Genomic DNA, 22,025 nt, shown 5'->3' on the forward strand with positions numbered 1-22,025 from the left:
GGACCCATGCTGCACCGGTACTCTTGGAAACATGGGCCCCGGCTCTACAGCGCACCGCTGAAAGAGCGCTGTGCTGCGTCCGGGGTACGGGAGAGATTGGAGCGCAATGACGAGAGGAGAGAGCACGGCTCTCTTTCTCACTCCGCTTCAGAACACGATCGGCCCGTCATCCGTCACATAAATTGTCTCGTGCTTTGGAGGAACCGTTCTTTCTCGCCCGGTGCGTAACCCTGGGAAGCGCCATAGTAGGGTTCATTGAATTGATTGTACGGCGCGGCCCGGTGGTGGATCGGCGGCCTAGCTGGCGTGTATGTTTGGCGCGAATGACGCCGATTGTTCCCCTTGGCCGTCGCACCAGCGTAATACGGATTGAGGACGCATGTCTGACCGTTGGCCGACGCCCGGCATTCGTCCATCGTCCTGTAACTACATCGGTAATATGGGCTGGTTCCGGATGAGACGACATTCAAGCAAACGGGAAAGGCCGGATCGTATCTTTGAGCCCGGGCGTGGCCCGCCGTTAAGGCGAGACTCACGGTCAAGATCGTCAAAGTCCAATTGCGCATTGGAGCTTCCTCCAGTCGGTCCGACATACCGGTCGCACTCCGATCGTAGGTGGTATTGACCCACGTCAATGCTTCCGGAATTCCGCGCAGGCCGCCGAGCGTCGTCGTCAGCATCGGCTACGACAGCGAGTGTTAAGGCAAGACCAGCGGCGCTCCATGACACGTTTCAAACAGCGCGCGAGCGTTCGCGCTCTCGCGGCGTCTTTCGCCCGAGTTTTGTCTTTCGCTGGCGCTTCTGCAGAGACGAGGGCGCAGGGAAGGCCGAGCGCCGCGGCAGTGCGCCTGTTTCGCCCGACGGGCAATCGGGTTTGACCCAGCTCGGACGATGGCTGTAGCCTGCCGGTGGTGAACGTGCTCCGATGAATTGGACCGAATTTCCGGTGCAGGCTCGTGCAGCCTGCAACCACACCGAATTATGGGGAAGCGTTATGCAAAGGCTGTTGGCTACTTTACTGATTGTCATTGGTTTGTCGTCGCCGCAACTCGCGAAGGCCGGACCGAACGAAGACGCTGCAGGGGCGAGAGCGCAGTGGGAGCAGGTCTACAATTCGGGCGATGCCGACAAGTTCGTCGCTCTCTATACCAAGGATGCGACGCTTTTTGGATCGACTGCCCAGCTTTTCTCCGGCTCGGACGGCGTGCGTGCCTACTTCAGCAAGCTGCCGCCAGGCATCCAGGTAAAGATGGGCGACCAACAAGCTGTCGCGGTGGGATCTAACGTCCTCCTCAGCTCCGGCTTTGCGACTTTCACGCTCAAGGACGGCACCACGATCCCGTATCGTTTGACGCTCGCATTGGTGAAAGTCGATGGCCAATGGCTGATCGCTCAGCACCACGGCTCGCCGATGCCGAAGTGAACTAGCGATCGAGGCCAGTCAGTTGGTCCAGAGCTGAAGGGCTGCCTATCGGGGCGAAACGAACTCGTTGTAGCGAGGCTCACATGGATAGCACATCCTCGTCACGCGGTAGCCCGCGCTGTTTCGAAGGTCTGACGCGAGCCGGCCAACAAATCAAGGCGGCGGCAAGGTGGGTGGTTCTCGTCGCCGCGCTCGTTGCTGCAAGTTTGAACGCCACGTTTGGAGATACGCCGGCCGCGCGAAGCTTTTCGCAACCGGGCCTTCAGCAGATCGGTGATTATCTACGACATGAGGTCGCGATCGGTAAGATTCCCGGTGCGATCCTGTTGATCCAGCAGCACGGAAAGCCAGCCTATTATGAAAGATTCGGCCTGCGCGACGTCGCAACCAAAGTGCCGATGACGGATGACACCATCTTTCGGTTCTATTCGATGTCGAAGCCGATCACATCGGTTGCCGCGCTGATGCTGGTGGACGAGGGGAAGATGTCGCTCGATGACCCCCTCTCCAAATACATTCCGGCCTTTGCCGACGTAAAGGTCGGCGTGGAAAAGCCCGACGCGACTGGAAAGCCAGTGTTTACGCTGGAACCGCTCAAGCACCCGATCACCATACGCGATCTGATGCGACAGACTTCCGGTATTACCTACGGGTTTTACGGCGACGGCCCCGTGCAAAAACTCTATCGGCAGGCCGACCTTTACAGCGGCGATTTTGACAATGCCGAGTTCGCTGCGCGCCTGGCGAACCTGCCACTCGCCGAGCAGCCGGGCACGACGTGGACCTATAGCCATTCCGTCGATGTGCTCGGGAGGGTGATCGAGGTGGTTTCGGGACAATCGCTGTTTCAGTTCGAGAAGGAACGCCTGCTGGATCCCCTTGGCATGAGCCATACCGCGTTCTTCGTCGCGGACGAGACGAAGCGCCCGCTGGTTGCCCAGTTCCTGCCGGATGATCTGATAGACCCGCCCATCGCCGGAATCAGGGACCCGATGGTGCATCGGCGCTGGGAATCCGGTGGCGCCGGGATGGTAGGGACGATCGGCGACTACGCGCGGTTTTTGCAGATGCTCCTGAATGGCGGCACGCTTGACGGACGTCGCTATCTGAAGCCGGAGACAATGGCCCTGATGACGTCGGACCAAATCGGCCCCGGGAGCGGAATCGCACCCTCCGATATCTATTTTCTGGCAGTCCACGCCGGATTTGGATTGGGTGTTGCCGTGCTCACATCGCCGCAGCCGAAGAGGCCGTGGCCGCCGGGCGTCTATGGATGGGATGGCGTGGCCGGCACCTTTTTCTTTGTTGACCCTAGCGACGATCTGTTCGCGCTCTGCATGATGCAGTCACCATTGCAGCGCGGGCGGATCGAGACGGAGTTGGCGCCGCTGATTTTCGACGCGATGGTGAGGTAGCATGCGCAATGTCCGCTTCTGCCGCTGTTGAGAGTCGAGCGGACCCGTTCGCGGCCAATCGCTTGATGAGAGCGCGCCTCAGATCACCCCCGCCATCCGCAGCGCCAGGCCGGCGGCGCAGCTGCCCCCAAGCACGGTCAGCATGCCGAGCTTGAAGCGGAAGATCGCGGTTGCCGCTGCGATCGACAGCACGAGCGCGGGAATGTCGACGCTGTTCAGGACAGGCATATCGAAATCCAGCGGGACCGCGTGCACCGGCACGGTCTCGCGGAACAGGGTGTGCAGGGCGAACCAGATCGAGAGGTTGAGGATCACGCCGACGACGGCGGCGGTGATTGCGCCGAGCGCGCCGGCAAGGCCCTTGTTGCCGCGCAGCCGCTCGATATAGGGGGCGCCGACGAAGATCCAGAGGAAGCAGGGCGTGAACGTGACCCAGGTCGCGAGCAATCCGCCGAGCGTTGCCGCCAGCATCGGCGACAGACCGCTCGCATCACGATACGCCGCCATGAAGCCCACGAACTGAAGCACCATGATCAGCGGGCCCGGCGTGGTCTCGGCCATGCCGAGGCCGTCGAGCATCTCGTGCGGCTTCAGCCAGTGATAATGCTCGACCGCCTGCTGGGCGACGTAGGCCAGCACCGCATAGGCGCCGCCGAAGGTGACCAGCGCCATCTTGCTGAAGAACAGCGCGATCTGGCTGAACACGCTCGCCTGTCCGAGGATCAACAGCAGCGCGGCCACCGGGATCAGCCAGAGCGCAAGCCACAGCGCGGCGGTGCGGATTGCGCGCGGCGTGTTGGGACGAACGTGCTCGGGGACAGCTTCGCCGAGCATACTGTCGATCGCGGCGCTGCCACCGCCGTGGCCGTGAGCGGCCGGCGCAAATTCCGGGCGGCCTTGCTTCGCGCCGATATATCCGATCGCGCCGGCAGCAATGATGATAACAGGGAAGGGGACCGCGAAGAAGAAGATCGCGACGAAGGCGATGGCCGCGAGCGCGATCATGATGCGGTTCTTCAGCGCGCGCTTGCCGACGCGGACCACGGCCTCGATGACGATGGCGAGCACGGCGGCCTTCAGGCCGAAGAACAGCGCCTCGACGAAGCTGACATTGCCGAACGCTGCGTAAACGTAGCTCAGGCCCATGATGGCGATGATGCCGGGCAGGATGAACAGCCCGCCCGCCATCAGCCCGCCGGCGGTGCGATGCATCAGCCAGCCGACATAGGTTGCGAGCTGTTGTGCCTCCGGACCCGGCAGCAGCATGCAGTAGTTCAACGCATGCAGGAAGCGGCCCTCGGAGATCCAGTTCTTCTCCTCGACCAGGATGCGGTGCATCACCGCGATCTGGCCCGCAGGCCCGCCGAAGCTGAGGCAGGCGACACGGAGCCAGACATGGAAAGCTTCGCGGAAGCTGATGCCATGACCGGCATCAGCTCCCGCTTGATTGGCGCGGATGTCCATTACGCCTTCACCTTGTTGGTCGGCCAGTTGTGGGTCTCGCCCGTTGCGTCGCGACACCAGCGGTAGAAGGCGTCGTAGAGCAGCATGCCGGCCTCGAGCTGTGCGAGGTCGTCGTCGTACATGCGGGACAATCCGAGCGAGGCGGCGAGCAGGCCGGGCGCCTCGGGCGCGAGGTCCGGCCGCGCGGTGTCTGCGCCGCGGACCAGCGTGGCCAGCCGCAGCAGCGCCGGCGTCGCAAGGCCGAACTCCTCGATCATGACGTCGAAGGTGCAGAGCTCGCCGCGGTGACTCCAGAACACGTTCTCGATGTCGAAGGGCGCGGCCTTGAAGCGCTCGCCGACGGCGACCACTTCGGATGGCGCGACAAACAAGAACACCGCGGCGGGATCGACGAAGCGTCGGATCAGCCACGGACAGGCGATGCGGTCGACCTTGGGCCGCGCCCGCGTCACCCAGACGGTGCGCCCCTTGGCATCGCGCGGCGGCAGCTTGCGGGCGTCGAGCAGCGGCAGTTTTGCTGCTTTCCAGCCCTCGAAGCCGCCTTCCAGCGTTTCGGCTTCAACGCCGAACTGGCGGAGCCACGCCGCCGTGCCCTGTGCGAGCTTGGCGCCGCGCAGGCAAGAGACAATGGCGGAGCGGCCGGCAAATTCGCCGCCCCATTCCGCAACCGTTTCGTGGCTGAGCCTGATCGAGCCGGGAATCAGCCGCTGGTCGGTGGCAAAATCCTCCTCGGTGCGGACATCGATGAGGGCAGGGGCATTGGCCGTGCCGATCAGGCGCGCCAATTTGTCGGATGAAATGTTCGTGAAAGTCGTCATGTTGATGCGTCCTCGTAGGAACGAACGGGACGCGATACTTGGGCATGTCGCCTCGTGGGGAGATCGCTCAAATCCCCATGGCGCCAATTACAGCGAAACCGCGCCGCGCTGTCAATCATCGGTGTTGGGCATTAGAAAGAATTGCTGCCAGAGCCTATCGGCGGCGGACGCGGAATTCTGCGGTGCAAGCGGGGTTGATCCTCGGTCGCAGCAAAAGGACGCTGCCAGGAGGGACCAAGAATGACACGCAAGATCACGCTCGCTCTGGCCATCGCTGCATTCGCGCTGCCCGCCCAGGCTGCGCTCGCGCAGAAGGTAGGTGTCGAACGACTCTACATCATGAATTGCGGGGACGGCGTTGCCGGCGACATCGGGCGCTGGTCACCCGGGGTGAACGAGGGCAAGTCGATGGAGTTTGCCGACACCTGCTATCTCGTCAAGCACAGCCAGGGCTGGTTCCTGTGGGACACCGGCATTTCCGACGCCGTCGCGGAGATGCCGAACGGGCTCGTGCCGGCCGATCCCAAGGCTACCACCTGGAAACGGCCGAAGACGCTCGCATCGCAGCTCGAGCAGATCGGCGTCAAGCCGGCCGACATCAACGCGATGGGCGTCTCGCATTCGCATCCCGATCACACCGGCAATGTCGAGATGTTCCCGCAGGCGAGACTCTACGTGCAGAAGGTCGAATATGACTGGCCGGGTGCCAACAACGAGCCGCGCTTCAAGCCCTCGCATCCGGTCGAGCTGCTCGCGGGCGACAAGGACGTGTTCGGCGACGGCAGCATCACCATCCTCTCGACGCCCGGCCACACGCCGGGACACCAATCGCTGCTGGTGCGACTGCCGAAGACCGGCGCGGTGGTGCTGTCAGGCGATGCGGTGCACTTCAAGGACAATTGGGACAACCACCGCGTGCCAACCATGAACACCAACAAGGATCAGACCACGGCCTCGATGCAGAAGATCGCCGACACGCTCGACAAGGAGAAGGGGCAGCTCTGGATCAACCACGACAAGGCGCAACGCGACAGCCAGAAGATGTCGCCGGAGTTTTACGAGTGAGGTTGGCTTAGCCTTTCGGCGCCGTGACGGGCGGCGGGCTCGCCTCCGGCGTCTTCTTCGGCTTGAGCGAGCCGGCATAGAACGAGACCAGCCACACCAGGAGGACGGCGAGGAGATAGACGCCCCAGGCCTGTGGCGGCGTCATCGCCCAGCGCAAAAGGCCTTTGAGTGTGCGGGGCGGGGGGCTGTTTTCGGTCATGCTGCGCTTGTGCGCGAAAGCGGCGGCACGGTCAATCCGGCCGCTTTTCGGCGCGGATCAGGGACAGCGCAGCGAGCGCCGAGAGGCTCAGCGCAGACGAGACCATCAACACCTTGGCGCCCATCAGGTCGATCAGCAGCCCAAAGGCCAGCGGCGATATCGCCTGCGCCATCCGCGCCGGCGCGCCGATGATGCCGAGGCGATAGCCGAAATCCTTTGGGCCGAAGACCGACAGCGGCAGCGTTCCGCGGGCGATCGTCAAGATGCCGTTGCCGGAGCCGTGCAGCAGCGCAAAGGCGGTCGCGGCCGGTGCGCCGAGAACCGCGACGACGGCTGCTCCAATCGGGTGGGTCAGGCAGGCGAGCCGGGTCGACCACAGCGGGTGGAAGCGGGAAAGGACGCTGGCTTCGAGAATGCGCGCGGCCACCTGCGCCGGGCCGATCAGCGCGCCGGCTGCGATCGCCTCGATATGGCTCGCGCCCGTGGCCTCGAGGATGCGCGGGAAATGCACGGCCATGGCACCGGTGACGGTCCAGACCGCGGCAAAGACGAAGGCCAGCAGGATCATGGTGCGGTCGAGCGGGACGTGCGGCTTCTCCGCCGTCGCCGCCGCCTGCTTGGCGCCCTTGATCGCCGGCAGCACGAAGAAATTGAGGGGCAGGCCGATCAGCATGTTGGCGGCGGCCCAAGCGAAACATGTGTCGCGCCAGCCGATATGGGCGAGCCCCCAGGCGGTGAGAGGCCAGCCAACGGTCGAGGCGAAGCCCGCCATCAGCGTGATGCCCGTGATGGGCCTGCGCGCTTCCGTGCCGTAGATGCGGCCGAGCGCGGCGAAGGCGGCGTCATAGAGCCCCATCGCCATGCCGATGCCGAGCACGAACCAGGCGAACGCCATCACCGGAACGGATTGCGAGAATCCAAGCAGCACGAGGCCGGCGGCAATGGTGAGGTTCGAGACCGACAGCACCTGCCGGCCGCCGAAAAGATCGATCTGCCGGCCGATGCGCGGTCCCAGCAGCGCCGAGATCACCAGCGAGGCGGAGAACGCGCCAAAGATCCAGTTCGTGGAGATGCCGAGGTCGTGCGCCATGGGATCGGCGAGCAGGGCCGGCAGATAGTAGCTGGAGGCCCAGGCCAGCGTCTGCGTCGTGCCCAGCGCCAGGATGATTGGAAGCTGGCGCCGGCTCATGTCCCAATGTTTCTGGTCGGCAGTGTCATCGGTTCCATTTGCAGCCGGCATTGCCGGCACGTCAACAGCGTCCGGGACATGTTCGATCTGCTTGCGGACGACAGCCTGGTTCGCCTGGTCTGCGGCCTTCCGCTCGTCATGAATGCACGCCATAATAGCGCATGCAAACAACCTCCCGCCTCGCGCTGATGAACTGGCTGGCCGGCCAGGGGCTCACCGGCCTTCCCGAACCCGAACTGCTCCGTGGATTCTGCGAGCGCTGCCGCGCCCAGGGGCTGGAACTCTCGCGCGGGCTCGTCGTCATCGACACGCTGCATCCGATCTACGAGGGCCGTGCCTTCCGCTGGAGCGATACGCCGACCAACGAGAGCGACGTTCTCGAATACGGCTCGACGGCGGAGGGCGACGCCGCCAAGAATTGGCGCCGCTCGGTGTTCTATCATCTGCTCGAGCATGGGCAGGACGAGATGGTGCTCGACCTTGCCGATGCGCCCTCGCTGGATTTCTCGCAGATCGGCGATCTCGCCGAAGACGGTCACCGCCATTTCCTGGCGTTCGTGCACCGCTTCGGCGAGACCGGCGCGCTCGGGCAGATGGACTGCCTCTACTCCTACTGGACGACGCGCCGTGACGACGGCTTTGCGGAAGCCGAGCTCGCCGCGCTGCGCGATCTCGTGCCTGTGCTGGGGCTTGCGATCAAATCGGCGCAGCAGGTCGACATCGTTCGGACGCTGGGACGGGTCTATCTCGGGCGCGATGCGTCAGAGCAGGTGCTGCGCGGGCGCATTTCGCGCGGCGTCACCGAGCGTATCAACGCCGTGCTCTGGTATTCGGATCTGCGCGGCTCGACCGGGATCAGCGAGAGCATCGGCCCCGACGAGATCATCCCGTTCCTGAACGACTATGCCCAGGCCGTGATCGATGCGATCCACGATGCCGGCGGCGACGTGCTGAAGCTGATCGGCGACGGGGTGCTCGGGATGTTCTGGGGTGAGGACATGGCCGATGCGCGGCGGGCGGCGCTGCGGGCCGAGCACCTGTTCCGCAAGAATGTCGCGGCGCTGAATGCACGCCGAGCGGCGGAGGGCCGCCCGATCACGTCGGCCTATATCGGCCTGCATGTCGGCGAGGTCTTTTACGGCAATATCGGCAGCGAGGACCGGCTCGATTTCACGGTGGTCGGGCCGACCGTGAACGAGGTCAGTCGCATCGCCTCGATGAGCCGCTCGGTCGATCGCGAGCTGCTGGCCTCAGCGGAATTCTACAAGGGCCTCGATGCCGCCGGTCGCCGCTATCTCGTCTCCACCGGCCGCTACGCGCTCCGTGGCATCGGCCGCGCGCAGGATCTCTACACGCTCGATCCCGAGGTCGATTCGAGCGAGCCCGTTACCGGCAGCTACGAACGCTATCTGGCGAACTAGCACCGTACCGCCACCTCGTCCCCCACCATGGCCGGCTGCCGATCCAGCGCGACCGCGGGTGAGAGCCAGATCGCCAGCGCCTGCACGCCGAATACGGCCGCCGCAAGATAGAGGCAGGCTTCTGCGCTCCAGAACCCACCGACGATCGCGCCCAGCGCCGAGCCGAGCGGACGGGCGCCATAGCTCATGATGTTGATCGCGGAGACGCGGCCGAGCAAACGCGGTGGCGTCACCGACTGCCGCAAGGTCGTGGTCGAGATCACCCACAGGATCGGTCCGACGCCGAGCAGAAAGAAGCTGAGGCCCGCGAGCCACGGCGAGGGCACCAGCACCGTCAGCGCCATCACCACGGCAGCGACGAAACCGGTGACAGGGCCGAGCCCGACAACGGTGCCAAATGCGATGCGCTTCATCACGCGCGTGGCAAACAGTGCGCCGATCACCATGCCGATGCCGTACATCGTCAGCACAATGCCGACGCCGGCAGCGGTCAGGCCAAGATGGCGTACCGCGTAGGGCACGAATACCGCGATCTGCAGGAACCAGCCGGTGTTGAAGATGAACTGGGTGATGAACACGGGCCGCAGCAGCGCGTGGTGGAAGACGAAGCCTGCACCTTCACGGATGTCCTGGAACGGATGGCGGCGCGGGACCGGCGCGCGCGCCGGCTCGTAAAGGCCGGAGAGGAGCACCACGGCGAGCGCCGAGAGCGCTGCGGCGAAGCCGAAGGCCGGGCTCGCGCCCCACCAGCCCACCAGCGCGCCGCCAAGCGCGGGGCCGCTCGCGAAGGCGACGGTGCGGGCAAGCTCGATGCGGGCGTTCGCCGCAGGCAGCAATTCTGGGCTCACCAGCGAGGGCACCAGGGCCGGCGCAGCAACACTGTAGACGACGGTGCCGCAGACTGCGGCAAAGCCGAGCAGCGCCAGCAGCGGCAGGTTGAGCGCGCCGAGCGCGAGCAGGAGCACAATCGCAGCAAGCGCCACCGTCCGTAGCGCCTCCGCGCCTGCCATCAGCGAGCGGCGGGAGATGCGGTCGGCGAGCAGCCCGGCCGGAATGGCGAACAGCACGAAGGGCATCGTGAGGGCGGTCTGAAGCAGACCGGTCCGGCCTTCCGCCACGCCCAGCGTCAGCACCGCAACGATGGGCGCCGCGGCCAGCGCGATCTGCTCGGCGGACTGCGCCGCCAGGTTTGACCAGGCCAGTCGATTGAAGGTGTCGGGGAGGCGTGGCGGATTTGACATGGCGCATTTCCTGCAAAATGCAAAATCGGATGGCCGTCACTCTTCGCGCCCCGGCACGGCCAAACCCACCCGCTTTCCGACAGGAACGGGCAAAATTGGCCGATCTCGGGAACGGATGTGGCTAGATGCAGTTGCAAATGAGTTGCAATAAAGCCTGACTTCGGTATTGTCCCCCCATGGATGCCCGATCGCCCGATCCGAGCCAGGACCTGACGGAAGACGCTGCCGGCTGGCGCGTGGATGCGCCGACCACCAAAAGCCTCGCCGAAGTGAATGCATCCGTCACCGTCCCCGCGGCCGGGGCTTGGTGGCGGCGGCTGCTGGCTTTTGTCGGCCCGGGCTACATGGTCTCGGTCGGCTACATGGACCCCGGCAACTGGGCGACCGACCTCGCCGGTGGATCGAGGTTTGGCTACACGCTGCTCTCGGTCATCCTGCTCTCAAATCTGATGGCGATCCTGCTGCAATCGCTGGCGGCGAGGCTCGGCATCGTCACCGACCGCGACCTGGCGCAGGCCTGCCGAGCCACCTATTCCCCGGCCGTGAACGTCATGCTCTGGCTGGCTTGCGAGGCGGCGATCATCGCCTGCGATCTTGCCGAGGTCATCGGCACCGCGATCGCGCTGAAACTTCTGTTCGGCATACCCCTGGTCGGCGGCGCGCTGATCGCAGCCCTTGATGTGTTCCTGCTGCTCGTCCTGATGAACCGCGGCTTCCGCTTCCTCGAAGCCTTCGTCATGGCGCTGCTTGCGGTGATCGCGGTCTGCTTTGCGGTCCAGATCGTGGCCGCGGCGCCCCCGGTCGCGGACGTCCTGCGCGGGTTCATGCCGAAGAGCGCGATCATCACCAACCCCGAGATGCTCTACATCGCGATCGGGATCATCGGCGCGACCGTGATGCCGCATAATCTCTACCTGCACTCCTCGATCGTGCAGACGCGCGCCTATGCGCGCAACGACGAGGGGCGTCGCGAAGCGATCAAATGGGCGACGACGGACTCGACCGTAGCGTTGATGCTGGCGCTGTTCGTCAACGCCGCGATCCTCGTCGTGGCGGCCGCGACCTTCCACACGAGCGGCCATTCCGACGTTGCCGAGATCAGCCAGGCGTTCGAGTTGTTGTCACCGCTGCTTGGTCTGGGCATCGCCTCGACACTGTTCGCAGTCGCGCTGCTTGCTTCGGGTCTCAATTCAACCGTCACCGCGACGCTGGCCGGCCAGATCGTGATGGAAGGTTTTCTCGATTTGCGGTTGCCGAGCTGGGCGCGCCGCCTGCTCACGCGCGGCATCGCCATCGTTCCGGTGATCGTGGTCACGGCGATCTATGGCGAGCGCGGCACCGCGGATCTTTTGGTGTTCAGCCAGGTCGTGCTGTCGATGCAGCTTCCGTTTGCCGTCATCCCGCTGGTCCGTTTCGTCTCCGACCGGCGCAAGATGGGCCAGTTCGCGATACCCATGTCGGTTGCCGCGGTCGCGTGGATCGTCGCCGGCGTGATCGTGGTGCTGAATCTGAAGCTGCTGGCGGATATGCTGTTCGGGTGAGGGCGCGCTAACGGGCGTTCGCCTCGTCCCTGTCGAACTTGAAGTCGGGTGGAAGGCGATCACGGAAAGCGCGCAACTGCTTCAGCGACATAGCTCGCTCGTCTTGGCGAATGTCTACCGGCTTCATTTCGGTCGAGCGGCTCTCGCGCGGGCCTTCGTTCATTAGATCAATCCTGCGGCTCGGACGTCGCATCGCCCTGCGCGTCGATGCGCAGCCAGCCTGAGGGCGCGAGGCGCTGCTGCGGCAGGAAGCGGGCCTTGTAGTCCATCTTCTTCGAGCCCTCGATCCAATAGCCGAGATAGACGTAAGGCAGGCCTTGCCGGCGGGCGCGCGCGATGTGGTCGAGGATCATGAAGGTGCCCATGGAGCGGGAGACCTGGCTCGGCTCGAAGAACGAATAGACCATCGACAGACCATCGCTGAGGACGTCGGTCAGCGCCACCGCGATCAGTTCGTCGCCGCGGCCGGTGAGGCCGCTATCGGGCCCGCGCTTGCGGTACTCGATGATGCGGGTCTCGACATGGCTGTCCTCGACCATCATGGCGTAGTCGAGCACCGTCATGTCGGCCATGCCGCCATGACGGTGGCGCGCGTCGAGATAGGCGCGGAACACCGAATATTGCTCCGACGTCGGCACCGCGCTGCGCTGCTCGCCGATAATGTCGGCGTTGCGCGCCATCACCTTGCGGAAGTTGCGCGAGGGGCGGAACTCGTTGGCGACGACCCGGACCGAGACGCAGGACCGGCACTGGTCGCAGGCGGGACGGTAGGCGATCGACTGGCTACGGCGGAAGCCGCCATGGGTCAGGAGGTCGTTGAGGTCGCCGGCGCGTTCACCCACGAGGTGCGTGAACACCTTGCGCTCATGCCGGCCCGGCAGATACGGGCACGGGGAGGGCGCCGTGAGGTAAAATTGGGGGGTGTCGCGCGAGTGCTGGGTCAAGGGACGTCGTGGGCCTCCGAAGGGGGTATCAGCATCGCGCTACGAAAGCTCCCGGTCAATCGGTCCGCTCGGCTGCTCAGATCAGCCAGTCTAGCGGATCCGGGTTAGTAGGATCTTGCTCACCAGGTTCTGGCTGACTGAGGGACGGGCGCGCGTACGGAATTGTTGATCACGACCGTTCCCAGCACGAAATCGTGCAGCAGGCGCCGGCGGCCGTTGAACAGCCCGACCAGCACCACGAAGGGCGACAGGAACGACACCGTCACCCAGAACAGCACTGCATGGGTGGCGCCGAGGACGAAGTAGCCGGGCGCGCCGTACCAGGTGCGCAGCTCCAGATCCATGATCCGCATCCCGATCGTCGCCGACGAGGGCCCGCCGATGCAGGCGCCGTAATAGACGATGGCCCAGATCACGGAGGCCGGCCAGGCAAGCCAGAACAGCGCCCAGCCGATGCCGAGCGTCACCACGCCAAACACCGCAATAAAGATGTAGCCCAGGATGACGGGCACGGAGATCACGACCATGTCGATCAGGAATGCGAACGCGCGACGGGTTGCGACGCCGCGGAACAGCTCCGGATGCAGATAGGGATCATAGGCGTGCGGCTGGGCGCCGCCGTCATTGCGCCAGGCATTGCCTTGGTCCGAATAAGACATCGTTCCGTCCTCCGCCGGGAAAACTCCCGTGGCAGGACATGGGAACAGGCTCTTCCCCTGCCAAGGGCGCAGCAGGATTAACAAGCCGAAATATTCCGGCGATTCGGGGGCGGGGGGTGGTTGCCGGCTTTCGCCAGAACGACATTGAGGATGCAGCGCGAACTTACCCCTCCGCGCGCAGCTTCTCCGCCACCTTCGGCGCGAAATAGCTGAGCACGCCGTCGGCGCCGGCGCGCTTGAAGGCGAGCAGGCTTTCCATCATGGCGCGGTCGCCGTCGAGCCAGCCGTTGTTGGCGGCGGCGGCGATCATCGCGTATTCGCCGGAGACCTGGTAGGCGAAGGTCGGCATCGCAAACGTGTCCTTCACGCGACGGACCACGTCGAGATAGGGCATGCCGGGCTTCACCATCACCATGTCGGCGCCTTCGGAGATGTCGAGCTCGACCTCGCGCAGCGCTTCGTCGGTGTTGGCGCTGTCCATCTGATAGGTGCGCTTGTCGCCGGTGAGCGTTTTGGCCGAGCCGATGGCGTCGCGGAACGGGCCGTAGAAGGCCGAGGCATATTTGGCCGCATAGGCCATGATCTGCACGTCTATGAAACGCGCGTGATCCAGTCCCTCGCGGATCGCGGCGACGCGGCCGTCCATCATGTCGGACGGCGCGATGATGTCGCAGCCGGCTTCGGCCTGCACCAGTGCCTGACGCACCAGCACGGCGACCGTCTCGTCGTTCAGGATCGCGCCGTCGGCGATCAGGCCGTCATGGCCGTGGCTGGTGAAGGGATCGAGCGCGACGTCGCAGAGGACGCCGATCTCGGGAAACTCCTTCTTGATTGCGCGCACCGCCTGGCAGACCAGATTGTTCGGGTTGGTCGCTTCCGAGCCTTCCTCGTCTCGCAAGGAAGGGTCCGTGTAGGGAAACAGCGCGATACAGGGAATGGTGAGCCTCATCGCGCGCTCGGACTCGCGCACGGCCTGGTCGACGCTGAGACGCTCGACGCCGGGCATCGAAGCGATCGGCTCACGCTTGTTGTTGCCGTCGATCAGGAACAGCGGCCAGATCAGATCGTCGGTGGTGAGCACGTTCTCGCGCACCATGCGCCGGGCCCATTCGGCCTTGCGGTTGCGGCGCGGACGGATGGTCAGATCGAGGGCAGGGGAGGCTGCCGTGCCATCCCGGCGCGAAACCTCGCGCAGCTCAATCGGACGTCCGTATTTGATCGCCATCACTCTTCTCCAGGCTCGAATTATTCTTATACCAGTTCGCATGGTTCCCGTCACCGCGGCTTGACCTCCCGCAAGGTGATGGCAGCCGATTGATTTTGGGGGGCGAAACAGCCAGAAGGGGGCATGTCCGATACCTCCACCCGCGATGCGGCCCGCGATAGCGCCAATGCCAGGGACGTCCTCAGAGACAGCGCCCGAGACAACGCGCTGTCGGTGGCTGCGATCTCGTCGGAGCGGCCCGAGTCCGACGACAATGTCTGGACGCGGCGCCTCGTGCTGTTCCTGCGGGTGATGGCGCTGCTGTCGATCCTCAAGGGCCTTTATCACTGGGCGCAGGTGACCGGCTTCGTCGGCGGCGAGGACGAGGCTTTCGAGAACCAGTCGATGGCCTGGCAGGCCTCGACCATCTACTTCGCGGTGATCGAACTCGTCGCTGCCGTCGGCCTGTGGCTGGCGACGCCCTGGGGCGCGGTGGTGTGGCTCACGACCGTTGTCTCGATGGCGGTGATCGAACTGATGTTTCCGGGCATCTATGGCGGCAGCCTGATCGTCGTCGCGATCGAAGCCATCATGCTCGCGGCCTATCTCGCGCTCGCCTGGATGGCCGCACGCGAACGGCCGCCGTAGCGGCAACTCGCGTGCCCCGGACGCAATGCGGCGCGCCCCTGGCAATGCGAAGCATCGTCCAGTGCGGCGTGATGCGTTGCAGAGCCGGAGCCCATTCTGTTCGTCTATCCCTTCTATCCCTTCGCGGCTTTTCGGGTCTCGGCTCTGCGCTCCGCTTCACTGGGTTTGTCCGGGACACCAGAATGTTGCGCTTGGTTGACCGCTGGTTTCGCAAAATTTGAGGTAACTTTTCATTGACCTGGCGATTCCAGCCACAGCTCTTACGCGCGCGTTTCGAAACGGGCCGGGGCTGTTCTGGAATGTGACAGAAGGTGCGGACGGAGGGTGAACAGGACCTTGCAACGGTCAACAGAGGGTTGCGAAAAGTCCTTGTGGCACAGGCTTAATACGCAATTCACTCTCTTAAATTCATGATCTCTTTATTGTCTTGTTTAAGCCGATCTTCAAACCGCCCCCTTAAGTTGGACCTATCAGACGGAACACAAGTTGCGTCGAATAAGTGTCGATAAAAACGACAACAGGGGAAGTGTCATGATGAAAGCCGTCGCAACTGCGGCAGATACCGCAGAGCGCGTTTCGGGCCCGCAGGGTTCGGTGCAGTCGCTCTATCTGGAAGCATTGACTCTTGTGGAGCGGCTGCATCGTCGTCTCCTCGACGTGATCAAGGACGAGTTCGATCGTCGTGGCCGCGCCGACATCAATTCCGTGCAGGCGCTCCTGCTCTATAACATCGGCGACAAGGAGCTGACCGCGGGCGAGCTGCGCACGCGCGGTTACTATCTCGGCTCCAACGTCTCCTACAATCTGAAGAAGCTCGTCGAGCTCGGCTTCCTCGATCATCAGCGCTCGCGCGTTGACCGCCGCTCGGTGCGCATCCGCCTGACCCCGCAGGGCCAGGAAGTCCGCCGCATCGTCGACAGCCTCTACCAGAAGCACGTCAAGACGGTGGAGCAGGTCGGTGGCATCTCGGGCGAGGAGTTCTCGACCCTCAACAAGTCGCTGCACCGCCTCGAGCGGTTCTGGACCGACCAGATCCTGTATCGCCTCTGAGTTTTCCGAGGGATTTGGCCAAGCCGGCCCGTAACAAGACCGGCAAGCCTGTCCCTGACGTGCCTGACTTCCCCAAGCGCGCCGGCCCGGCTTTGCCCGGACCGGTGCGTTTTTGACGTCATTTTGCACGTACGAAAATCTGCCTGATCGGCGGAACCAGTTCCCTGCGTCGCGGTTACCTCTCCGGATCGGAGGATGCGATGCTGGTCGAACGCGGGTTGCAGGCGATGAACGTCGAACTTGTCAGCGATTCCTATGCGATCGCCGCAAATTACCTCCGCCGCTCGGGCGCGATCCCCGACACGCTCGTGACCAATGAGCGCCTGCTCGAGATCATCGTCAAGCTGCTACAGCACGGCGAATTCAACAAGATCAGGCTGGCCAACAAGGCCATTGTCAGGTTCGAGGCGCAGTCCGGTGTCCGAGCTGCCTGATCACCACTCCCAAAATCCCAGAGAACCAGAGGGTGCCATGGAAGCCGCCATTGACCGCATCATGCAGACCTATGACCTGCTCGCCAACCGCACGTCCGCGGCGAGCGCAGAGGCGCGGGCGAAGGTGACCAATTACCTCAACACCTTGATGGAAGCCGGCGAGAAAGACGCCCACAGGTTGACCGTCTGCGGCCTGACCTATCTGCGTCAGCTCGATGGCAGCGTGGACCCGGTAAAGGCCGGGTTTACCGGGCTGTAACCAAAGCGCCCTCGCTTGCCGACGGAGTTGGCAAGCTCTGCGGGGCCTGGGCAATTTAATTCCCCGGATTGCCGCCGGGCGGATCATTAAGTACCGGTCGGCAAATTCGGCGGGCGGTCCCGTAGGCTTGAGGGGCTGCAATTGCCTGCGATCCCACCATATCTTGCATAATTCCCGCGCCCGACCCGCAAATGCTTGGCCGGGGACGGGCGATGTGGTAGATGGCGCGTGCTTCCAACCGCCACACCAGACCCGCCCGCAGCCCGCCAAAAAGGCCGCGGCGGTGGAGATATTCGCAAGATGACCTTCGCCAAAACAGCCTCTGCCCCCGATTCGTTTTTCACCGCCTCGCTCGAGCAGGCTGACCCGGAAATCGCCGCCGCCATCAAGGGCGAGCTCGGCCGGCAGCGCCATGAAGTCGAGCTGATCGCCTCCGAGAACATCGTCAGCCGGGCCGTGCTGGAAGCGCAGGGTTCGGTGATGACCAACAAATACGCGGAGGGTTATCCGGGCGCGCGCTACTACGGCGGTTGCGAGTGGGTCGACGTCGCCGAGAACCTCGCGATCGATCGCGCCAAGAAGCTGTTCGGCGCCAAATTCGCCAACGTTCAGCCGAACTCCGGCAGCCAGATGAACCAGGCCGTATTCCTGGCGCTGCTCCAGCCGGGCGACACCTTCATGGGCCTCGACCTCGCAGCCGGCGGCCATCTCACCCACGGCTCGCCCGTCAACATGAGCGGCAAGTGGTTCAAGGCCGCGCACTACACCGTGCGCCGCGACGACCAGATCATCGACATGGACGCGGTCCAGAAGCAGGCCGAAGAGGTCAAGCCGAAGCTGATCGTCGCCGGCGGCTCGGCCTATTCGCGCGCCTGGGATTTCAAGCGTTTCCGCGAGATCGCGGACAGCGTCGGCGCCTACCTGCTGGTCGATATGGCGCACTTTGCGGGCCTCGTTGCCGGCGGCGTGCATGCCTCGCCGGTGCCGCATGCCCACGTCACCACGACCACGACTCACAAGTCGCTGCGTGGACCGCGCGGTGGCCTGATGCTGTGGAATGACGAAGCGCTGACCAAGAAGTTCAACTCGGCGATCTTCCCGGGGCTGCAGGGTGGCCCCTTGATGCATGTGATCGCGGCGAAGGCGGTCGCCTTTGGCGAAGCACTGCGTCCGGACTTCAAGGTCTATGCCAAGAACGTCGTCGAGAACGCCAAGGCGCTGGCCGAGGCGATGAAGAGCCACGGCTTCGACATTGTCTCGGGCGGCACCGACAACCATCTGATGCTGGTTGACCTGCGACCGAAGGGCCTAAAGGGCAATGCCTCGGAGAAGGCGCTGGTTCGCGCCGCCATCACCTGCAACAAGAACGGCATTCCGTTCGACCCCGAGTCGCCGTTTGTCACCTCCGGTATTCGTCTCGGCACGCCGGCGGCGACGACCCGTGGCTTCGGCGTCGCCGAATTCCAGCAGGTCGGCGGCATGATCGCCGAGGTCCTCAACGCGATCGCGCAGTCCGACGACGGCAAGGCGCCGCTGGTCGAGGCCGCGATCAAGGAACGGGTCAAGGCGCTCACCGATCGCTTCCCGATCTATCAATAGAGCCAGGTTCAACGGATGCGCTGCCCGAACTGCAACAGTCTCGATACGCAGGTAAAGGACTCGCGTCCGACCGAGGATTCATCCGTCATCCGCAGGCGGCGCGTGTGCGTCGCCTGCGAATTCCGTTTCACGACTTTCGAGCGCGTGCAGCTGCGCGAGCTCACGGTGATCAAGCGCAACGGTCGCCGCGTGCCGTTCGACCGCGACAAGCTGATGCGCTCGGTCTCGATCAGCTTGCGCAAGCGGCCGGTCGAGCCTGAGCGCGTCGAGAAGATGGTCTCCACCATCGTGCGCGAGCTCGAGACCGGGGGCGAAGCCGAGATTTCCTCCGAGGTGATCGGCGAGACCGTGATGGAGCATCTGCGCACGCTCGACGACGTCGCTTACGTGCGTTTCGCCTCCGTCTACCGCAATTTCCGCGAGGCCAAGGACTTCGCCGACGTGCTCGGCGAGCTCTCCGGCGAGGAGGAAGCGCGGCTCGCCGCGGTCCGCAAATGATCTTCCGTATCCTGGAGGATCAGTTTGCCCGGAGGATCCAGGAATCCAAGGACGCCGATCGCCGGTTCATGCAGCTGGCGCTCGCGCTGGGCCGGCGCGGGCAGGGGCGTACCTGGCCCAACCCGGCCGTCGGCGCTGTTATCGTCAAGGACGGTGTCATCGTCGGCCGCGGCTGGACGCAAGCTGGCGGACGGCCGCACGCGGAGCCTGAGGCGTTGCGACGGGCAGGCGAGGCCGCGCGCGGCGCGACGCTCTACGTCACGCTCGAACCGTGCTCGCATTTCGGCAAGTCGCCGCCTTGCGCCGATGCGGTGATCGCTGCCGGCATCAAGCGGGTGGTGGCGGCGATCGAGGATCCCAATCCGGACGTCGCAGGGCAAGGCCATGCGCGCCTCCGCGCTGCCGGCATCACAGTGGACGTGGGCCTGTGCGCGGCGGAGGCTGCGTTCGATCATGCCGGCCATTTCCGCCGTATCAAAGACAAGCGTCCGCACGTGATCCTGAAGCTCGCGGTCTCCCCTGATGGCAAGATTGGCGCTGCCGGCGGCAAGCCGCTGGCGATCACCGGCGAAGCCGTACGCGACCGCGTGCATCTCCTGCGCGCCTCGAGCGATGCGATCCTGGTCGGCATCGGCACGGTGCTGGCCGACGATCCGCAGCTCAATTGCCGCCTGCCTGGCATGGCGGCGCGTTTCCCGGTGCGCGTGGTGCTCGACCGGAGCCTGCGCATCCCGGCATCGAGCCATTTGGTACGCTCCGCGCGCGAGACGCCGCTCTGGGTGATTGGATCGGAGCTTGCGGAGGCCGCGGCCGCGACGCGGCTCGGCGCGGCAGGTGTGCAAATCATGCGCGTGCCGCCAAACGGTGCATCCGGGCTCGACCTACCGGCCGTGCTGCATGCGCTCGCCGAGAAGGGCATCACGCGCCTGATGGTCGAAGGCGGCAGCCGGGTTGCGGCATCCTTCGTGTCAGCCGACCTCGTCGACGAGATCTGGTTGTTCCGCGGAGCGGAAGACGTTGGCCCCGGCGGCGTCGATGCGCTCGATGCATTGCCCCTGTCGAAAATCACGCAGTCGCGGGCCTACAAGGTTCATGCTAGCGAGACGTTCGGCAAGGATACTCTGACCATCTACGAGCGCGCCTAACATGTTCACCGGCATTGTCACCGATATCGGCGAGATCGTCAGCTTCACGCCTGTGGCGCAGGGGCAGCTGCACCGGCTGCGCATCGCCTGCAACTACGATCAGACCACCATCGCCGATGGCGCCTCGATCGCCAACAACGGCGTGTGCCTCACCGTGGTCGCCTCCGGCGTCGCTGACGGCAAGACCTGGTTTGACGTCGATGCCGCCGCCGAGACGCTGGCGCTGACGACGGCCAAGCACTGGAAGCTGGGCACGAAGCTCAATCTCGAGCGTGCGCTGAAGATCGGTGACGAGCTCGGCGGCCACATCGTCGCCGGCCACGCCGATGGCATCGCCACCATCGTCAGCCGCGAGGACCTGCCCGACATGGCGCGGTTCGAGCTGTCGACGACGCGGGAGCTGGCGCGCTTCATCGCCACCAAGGGCTCGATCACGCTCGATGGCGTGTCGCTCACGGTGAATACGGTGAAGGATACGACCTTTTCGGTGCTGATCATCCCGCATACGCTGACCGCTACGACAATCGGCGGCTGGAAGGCGGGCTCTGAGGTCAATATCGAGGTCGACCTGATGGCCCGCTATGCGGCGCGGCTGACCGAAATGAAATGACCGGAGCCGTCATTCCGGGGCGATGCGCTCGCATTGAACCCGGAATATCGAGATTCCGGGTTCGGCTCGTCGGCCGCTCCGGAATGACAGCGTCTTTAAACTTGGCTTACGCGCCTGTGGCGACTACATACCGCCCGACCTCAGATAGACGGATTTGACGATGGCAGACGCGCGGCGCGCACCCCTGAAGGACCAGACCGACATTTCCGGCGCACGGGCGCTTGTCGTCGAGGCGCGGTTCTATGATGACCTCCAGGACGCTCTTCTGGACGGCGCGGTCGCTGAACTGAAGGCGGCGGGCCTGACCCATGACGTCATCACGGTTCCCGGCGCGCTGGAGATCCCGGCGGCAGTTGCCATTGCGGTCGATGCGGCTGCGGCAAGCGGCAAGCCCTATGACGCGGTGATCGCGCTGGGCTGCGTGATCCGTGGCGACACCATTCATTTCGAGATCGTCTCGCAGGAATCCTCGCGCGCGCTGATGGACCTCGCCGTGGCGCGCAAGCTGCCGCTCGGCAACGGCATCCTCACGGTCAACAATGAGGACCAGGCCTGGGCGCGGGCGCGCGCCAGCGAGCTCAACAAGGGCGGCGATGCCGCGCGCGCGGCGCTTGCGATGCTGCGGATCAAACGTCGCCTGGCGCGGGCCTGAGCCATGTCTGATCCTAAGAAAATGGCTGACACCAGGAAGCCGGCGGGGCTCACGGAGAAGAAAGCAAACCGGCGCGGTGCGGCGCGGCTCGCAGCCGTGCAGGCCCTGTATCAGATGGACATCGCGGGTGCGGGCATCAACGACATCTTCGCGGAGTTCGAAAGCCACTGGCTGGGCAATGAGGTCGAGGGCGATACTTACCTGCCGGCGGAAGCTGCGTTCTTCCGCGACGTCGTCGCCGGCGTCGTGCGCGACCAGAAGCAGCTCGATCCGCTGATCGACGAGGCGCTCTCGAAGGGCTGGCCGCTCAAGCGGATCGAGGCGATCCTGCGCGCAGTCTTGCGGGCAGGGGCCTATGAGCTGCAGCATCGCAAGGACGTTCCGGGCCGCGTCGTCGTGTCCGAATATGTCGACGTCGCCAATGCCTTCGTCGACCGCGAGGAGACCGGCATGGTCAACGCCGTGCTCGACCAGATCGGCCGCCAGTTTCGCGGTAACGAGTTCGGGCGGGGGTAGACACACATTCCGCCGTCATCACCCGCGAAGG

The 22,025-nt window shown here is 64.5% G+C and carries 25 protein-coding genes; 15 read left to right on the top strand and 10 right to left on the bottom strand.

All coding sequences use genetic code 11. The annotated features are described in order from the left end of the window. Positions 1-173 precede the first annotated feature (173 nt). Positions 174-680, bottom strand: coding sequence for a DUF3551 domain-containing protein (locus tag JQ621_RS00105; protein WP_312015378.1), 507 nt, complete (start codon positions 678-680; stop codon positions 174-176). Positions 681-925: 245 nt separating this feature from the next. On the opposite strand from JQ621_RS00105, the gene JQ621_RS00110 reads away from it, so the two are divergent. Both JQ621_RS00110 and JQ621_RS00115 read left to right on the top strand, forming a co-directional pair. Next, complete coding sequence (locus JQ621_RS00110) at positions 926-1,423, top strand: SgcJ/EcaC family oxidoreductase (protein WP_212232414.1); 498 nt, start codon at positions 926-928, stop codon at positions 1,421-1,423. 83 nt (positions 1,424-1,506) lie between these two features. After that, positions 1,507-2,838, top strand: coding sequence for a serine hydrolase domain-containing protein (locus tag JQ621_RS00115; RefSeq protein WP_212232415.1), 1,332 nt, complete (start codon positions 1,507-1,509; stop codon positions 2,836-2,838). A gap of 78 nt (positions 2,839-2,916) precedes the next feature. On the opposite strand, the gene chrA is transcribed toward JQ621_RS00115, so the two are convergent. Together chrA and JQ621_RS00125 are read right to left on the bottom strand one after the other, a co-directional pair. Further along, positions 2,917-4,302, bottom strand: coding sequence for a chromate efflux transporter (gene chrA, locus JQ621_RS00120; RefSeq protein ID WP_212232416.1), 1,386 nt, complete (start codon positions 4,300-4,302; stop codon positions 2,917-2,919). Beyond that, positions 4,302-5,120 (bottom strand): chromate resistance protein ChrB domain-containing protein, encoded by an 819-nt coding sequence (locus JQ621_RS00125; RefSeq protein WP_212232417.1) that lies wholly within the window; start codon positions 5,118-5,120, stop codon positions 4,302-4,304. Before JQ621_RS00125 ends, chrA begins: the two co-directional genes overlap by 1 nt. Before the next feature lie 240 nt (positions 5,121-5,360). Here JQ621_RS00125 and JQ621_RS00130 point away from each other — a divergent pair, with 240 nt between their 5' ends. After that, positions 5,361-6,185 (top strand): N-acyl homoserine lactonase family protein, encoded by an 825-nt coding sequence (locus JQ621_RS00130; protein ID WP_212232418.1) that lies wholly within the window; start codon positions 5,361-5,363, stop codon positions 6,183-6,185. A 7-nt stretch (positions 6,186-6,192) separates the two neighbouring features. Here the strand turns inward: JQ621_RS00130 and JQ621_RS00135 are convergent, their stop codons facing one another. Then, positions 6,193-6,384 carry a hypothetical protein gene (locus JQ621_RS00135; RefSeq protein WP_212232419.1) on the bottom strand — a complete coding sequence of 64 codons (192 nt, stop codon included), beginning with the start codon at positions 6,382-6,384 and terminating at the stop codon, positions 6,193-6,195. A 31-nt stretch (positions 6,385-6,415) separates the two neighbouring features. Next, positions 6,416-7,573, bottom strand: a complete 1,158-nt coding sequence (locus JQ621_RS00140; protein ID WP_212233751.1) for an MFS transporter — start codon at positions 7,571-7,573, stop codon at positions 6,416-6,418. Positions 7,574-7,734: 161 nt separating this feature from the next. On the opposite strand from JQ621_RS00140, the gene JQ621_RS00145 reads away from it, so the two are divergent. Then, a complete protein-coding gene (locus JQ621_RS00145) occupies positions 7,735-8,994 on the top strand; it encodes an adenylate/guanylate cyclase domain-containing protein (protein ID WP_212232420.1) in 1,260 nt (419 codons plus the stop codon). On the opposite strand, the gene JQ621_RS00150 is transcribed toward JQ621_RS00145, so the two are convergent. Then, a complete protein-coding gene (locus tag JQ621_RS00150; protein WP_212232421.1) occupies positions 8,991-10,235 on the bottom strand; it encodes an MFS transporter in 1,245 nt (414 codons plus the stop codon). The two genes, JQ621_RS00145 and JQ621_RS00150, sit on opposite strands and share 4 nt — an antisense overlap. 176 nt (positions 10,236-10,411) lie before the next feature. Between JQ621_RS00150 and JQ621_RS00155 the strand changes: the two genes are divergently transcribed. Beyond that, positions 10,412-11,776, top strand: coding sequence for an Nramp family divalent metal transporter (locus tag JQ621_RS00155; protein WP_212232422.1), 1,365 nt, complete (start codon positions 10,412-10,414; stop codon positions 11,774-11,776). 7 nt (positions 11,777-11,783) lie between these two features. Here the strand turns inward: JQ621_RS00155 and JQ621_RS00160 are convergent, their stop codons facing one another. The 4 genes from JQ621_RS00160 to hemB all read right to left on the bottom strand — a co-directional run bounded on the left by JQ621_RS00160 (position 11,784) and on the right by hemB (position 14,604). Continuing rightward, positions 11,784-11,939 carry a hypothetical protein gene (locus JQ621_RS00160; protein ID WP_212232423.1) on the bottom strand — a complete coding sequence of 52 codons (156 nt, stop codon included), beginning with the start codon at positions 11,937-11,939 and terminating at the stop codon, positions 11,784-11,786. A 4-nt stretch (positions 11,940-11,943) separates the two neighbouring features. Continuing rightward, positions 11,944-12,720 carry an arginyltransferase gene (locus JQ621_RS00165; RefSeq protein WP_212232424.1) on the bottom strand — a complete coding sequence of 259 codons (777 nt, stop codon included), beginning with the start codon at positions 12,718-12,720 and terminating at the stop codon, positions 11,944-11,946. A gap of 119 nt (positions 12,721-12,839) precedes the next feature. Further along, a complete protein-coding gene (locus JQ621_RS00170; protein WP_212232425.1) occupies positions 12,840-13,379 on the bottom strand; it encodes an RDD family protein in 540 nt (179 codons plus the stop codon). Between the two features lie 163 nt (positions 13,380-13,542). Continuing rightward, the gene (gene hemB / locus JQ621_RS00175; protein ID WP_212232426.1) at positions 13,543-14,604 is read right to left on the bottom strand and encodes a porphobilinogen synthase; all 1,062 of its coding nucleotides are present in this window, start codon (positions 14,602-14,604) and stop codon (positions 13,543-13,545) included. A 123-nt stretch (positions 14,605-14,727) separates the two neighbouring features. Here hemB and JQ621_RS00180 point away from each other — a divergent pair, with 123 nt between their 5' ends. The 10 genes from JQ621_RS00180 (at position 14,728) to nusB (ending at position 21,994) form a co-directional block, all read left to right on the top strand. After that, complete coding sequence (locus JQ621_RS00180; RefSeq protein ID WP_212232427.1) at positions 14,728-15,231, top strand: DUF6163 family protein; 504 nt, start codon at positions 14,728-14,730, stop codon at positions 15,229-15,231. A 531-nt stretch (positions 15,232-15,762) separates the two neighbouring features. After that, entirely contained in the window at positions 15,763-16,281 is a 519-nt protein-coding gene (gene ldtR, locus JQ621_RS00185; protein ID WP_027529973.1) for a transcriptional regulator LdtR, read from the top strand. 200 nt (positions 16,282-16,481) lie between these two features. After that, on the top strand, positions 16,482-16,715 hold the full coding sequence (locus tag JQ621_RS00190; RefSeq protein ID WP_212232428.1) for a hypothetical protein: 234 nt from the start codon (positions 16,482-16,484) through the stop codon (positions 16,713-16,715). 37 nt (positions 16,716-16,752) lie between these two features. Further along, positions 16,753-16,974: a hypothetical protein gene (locus tag JQ621_RS00195; protein ID WP_212232429.1), complete on the top strand. Its 222-nt coding sequence runs from the start codon at positions 16,753-16,755 to the stop codon at positions 16,972-16,974. 300 nt (positions 16,975-17,274) lie between these two features. Continuing rightward, positions 17,275-18,573: a serine hydroxymethyltransferase gene (gene glyA / locus JQ621_RS00200; protein ID WP_212232430.1), complete on the top strand. Its 1,299-nt coding sequence runs from the start codon at positions 17,275-17,277 to the stop codon at positions 18,571-18,573. A 15-nt stretch (positions 18,574-18,588) separates the two neighbouring features. Beyond that, positions 18,589-19,071 carry a transcriptional regulator NrdR gene (gene nrdR, locus JQ621_RS00205; protein ID WP_212232431.1) on the top strand — a complete coding sequence of 161 codons (483 nt, stop codon included), beginning with the start codon at positions 18,589-18,591 and terminating at the stop codon, positions 19,069-19,071. Next, the gene (ribD, locus tag JQ621_RS00210) at positions 19,068-20,216 is read left to right on the top strand and encodes a bifunctional diaminohydroxyphosphoribosylaminopyrimidine deaminase/5-amino-6-(5-phosphoribosylamino)uracil reductase RibD (RefSeq protein ID WP_212232432.1); all 1,149 of its coding nucleotides are present in this window, start codon (positions 19,068-19,070) and stop codon (positions 20,214-20,216) included. Before nrdR ends, ribD begins: the two co-directional genes overlap by 4 nt. Position 20,217: 1 nt before the next feature. Next, positions 20,218-20,826 carry a riboflavin synthase gene (locus JQ621_RS00215; RefSeq protein WP_212232433.1) on the top strand — a complete coding sequence of 203 codons (609 nt, stop codon included), beginning with the start codon at positions 20,218-20,220 and terminating at the stop codon, positions 20,824-20,826. Positions 20,827-20,986: 160 nt separating this feature from the next. Further along, entirely contained in the window at positions 20,987-21,478 is a 492-nt protein-coding gene (gene ribH, locus JQ621_RS00220; protein ID WP_212232434.1) for a 6,7-dimethyl-8-ribityllumazine synthase, read from the top strand. A 21-nt stretch (positions 21,479-21,499) separates the two neighbouring features. After that, a complete protein-coding gene (gene nusB / locus JQ621_RS00225) occupies positions 21,500-21,994 on the top strand; it encodes a transcription antitermination factor NusB (protein WP_212232435.1) in 495 nt (164 codons plus the stop codon). Positions 21,995-22,025 lie beyond the last annotated feature (31 nt).

Origin of the sequence: Bradyrhizobium manausense (genome assembly GCF_018129685.1) — a bacterium.
GTDB classification, from domain to species: Bacteria; Pseudomonadota; Alphaproteobacteria; order Rhizobiales; family Xanthobacteraceae; genus Bradyrhizobium; species Bradyrhizobium manausense_D.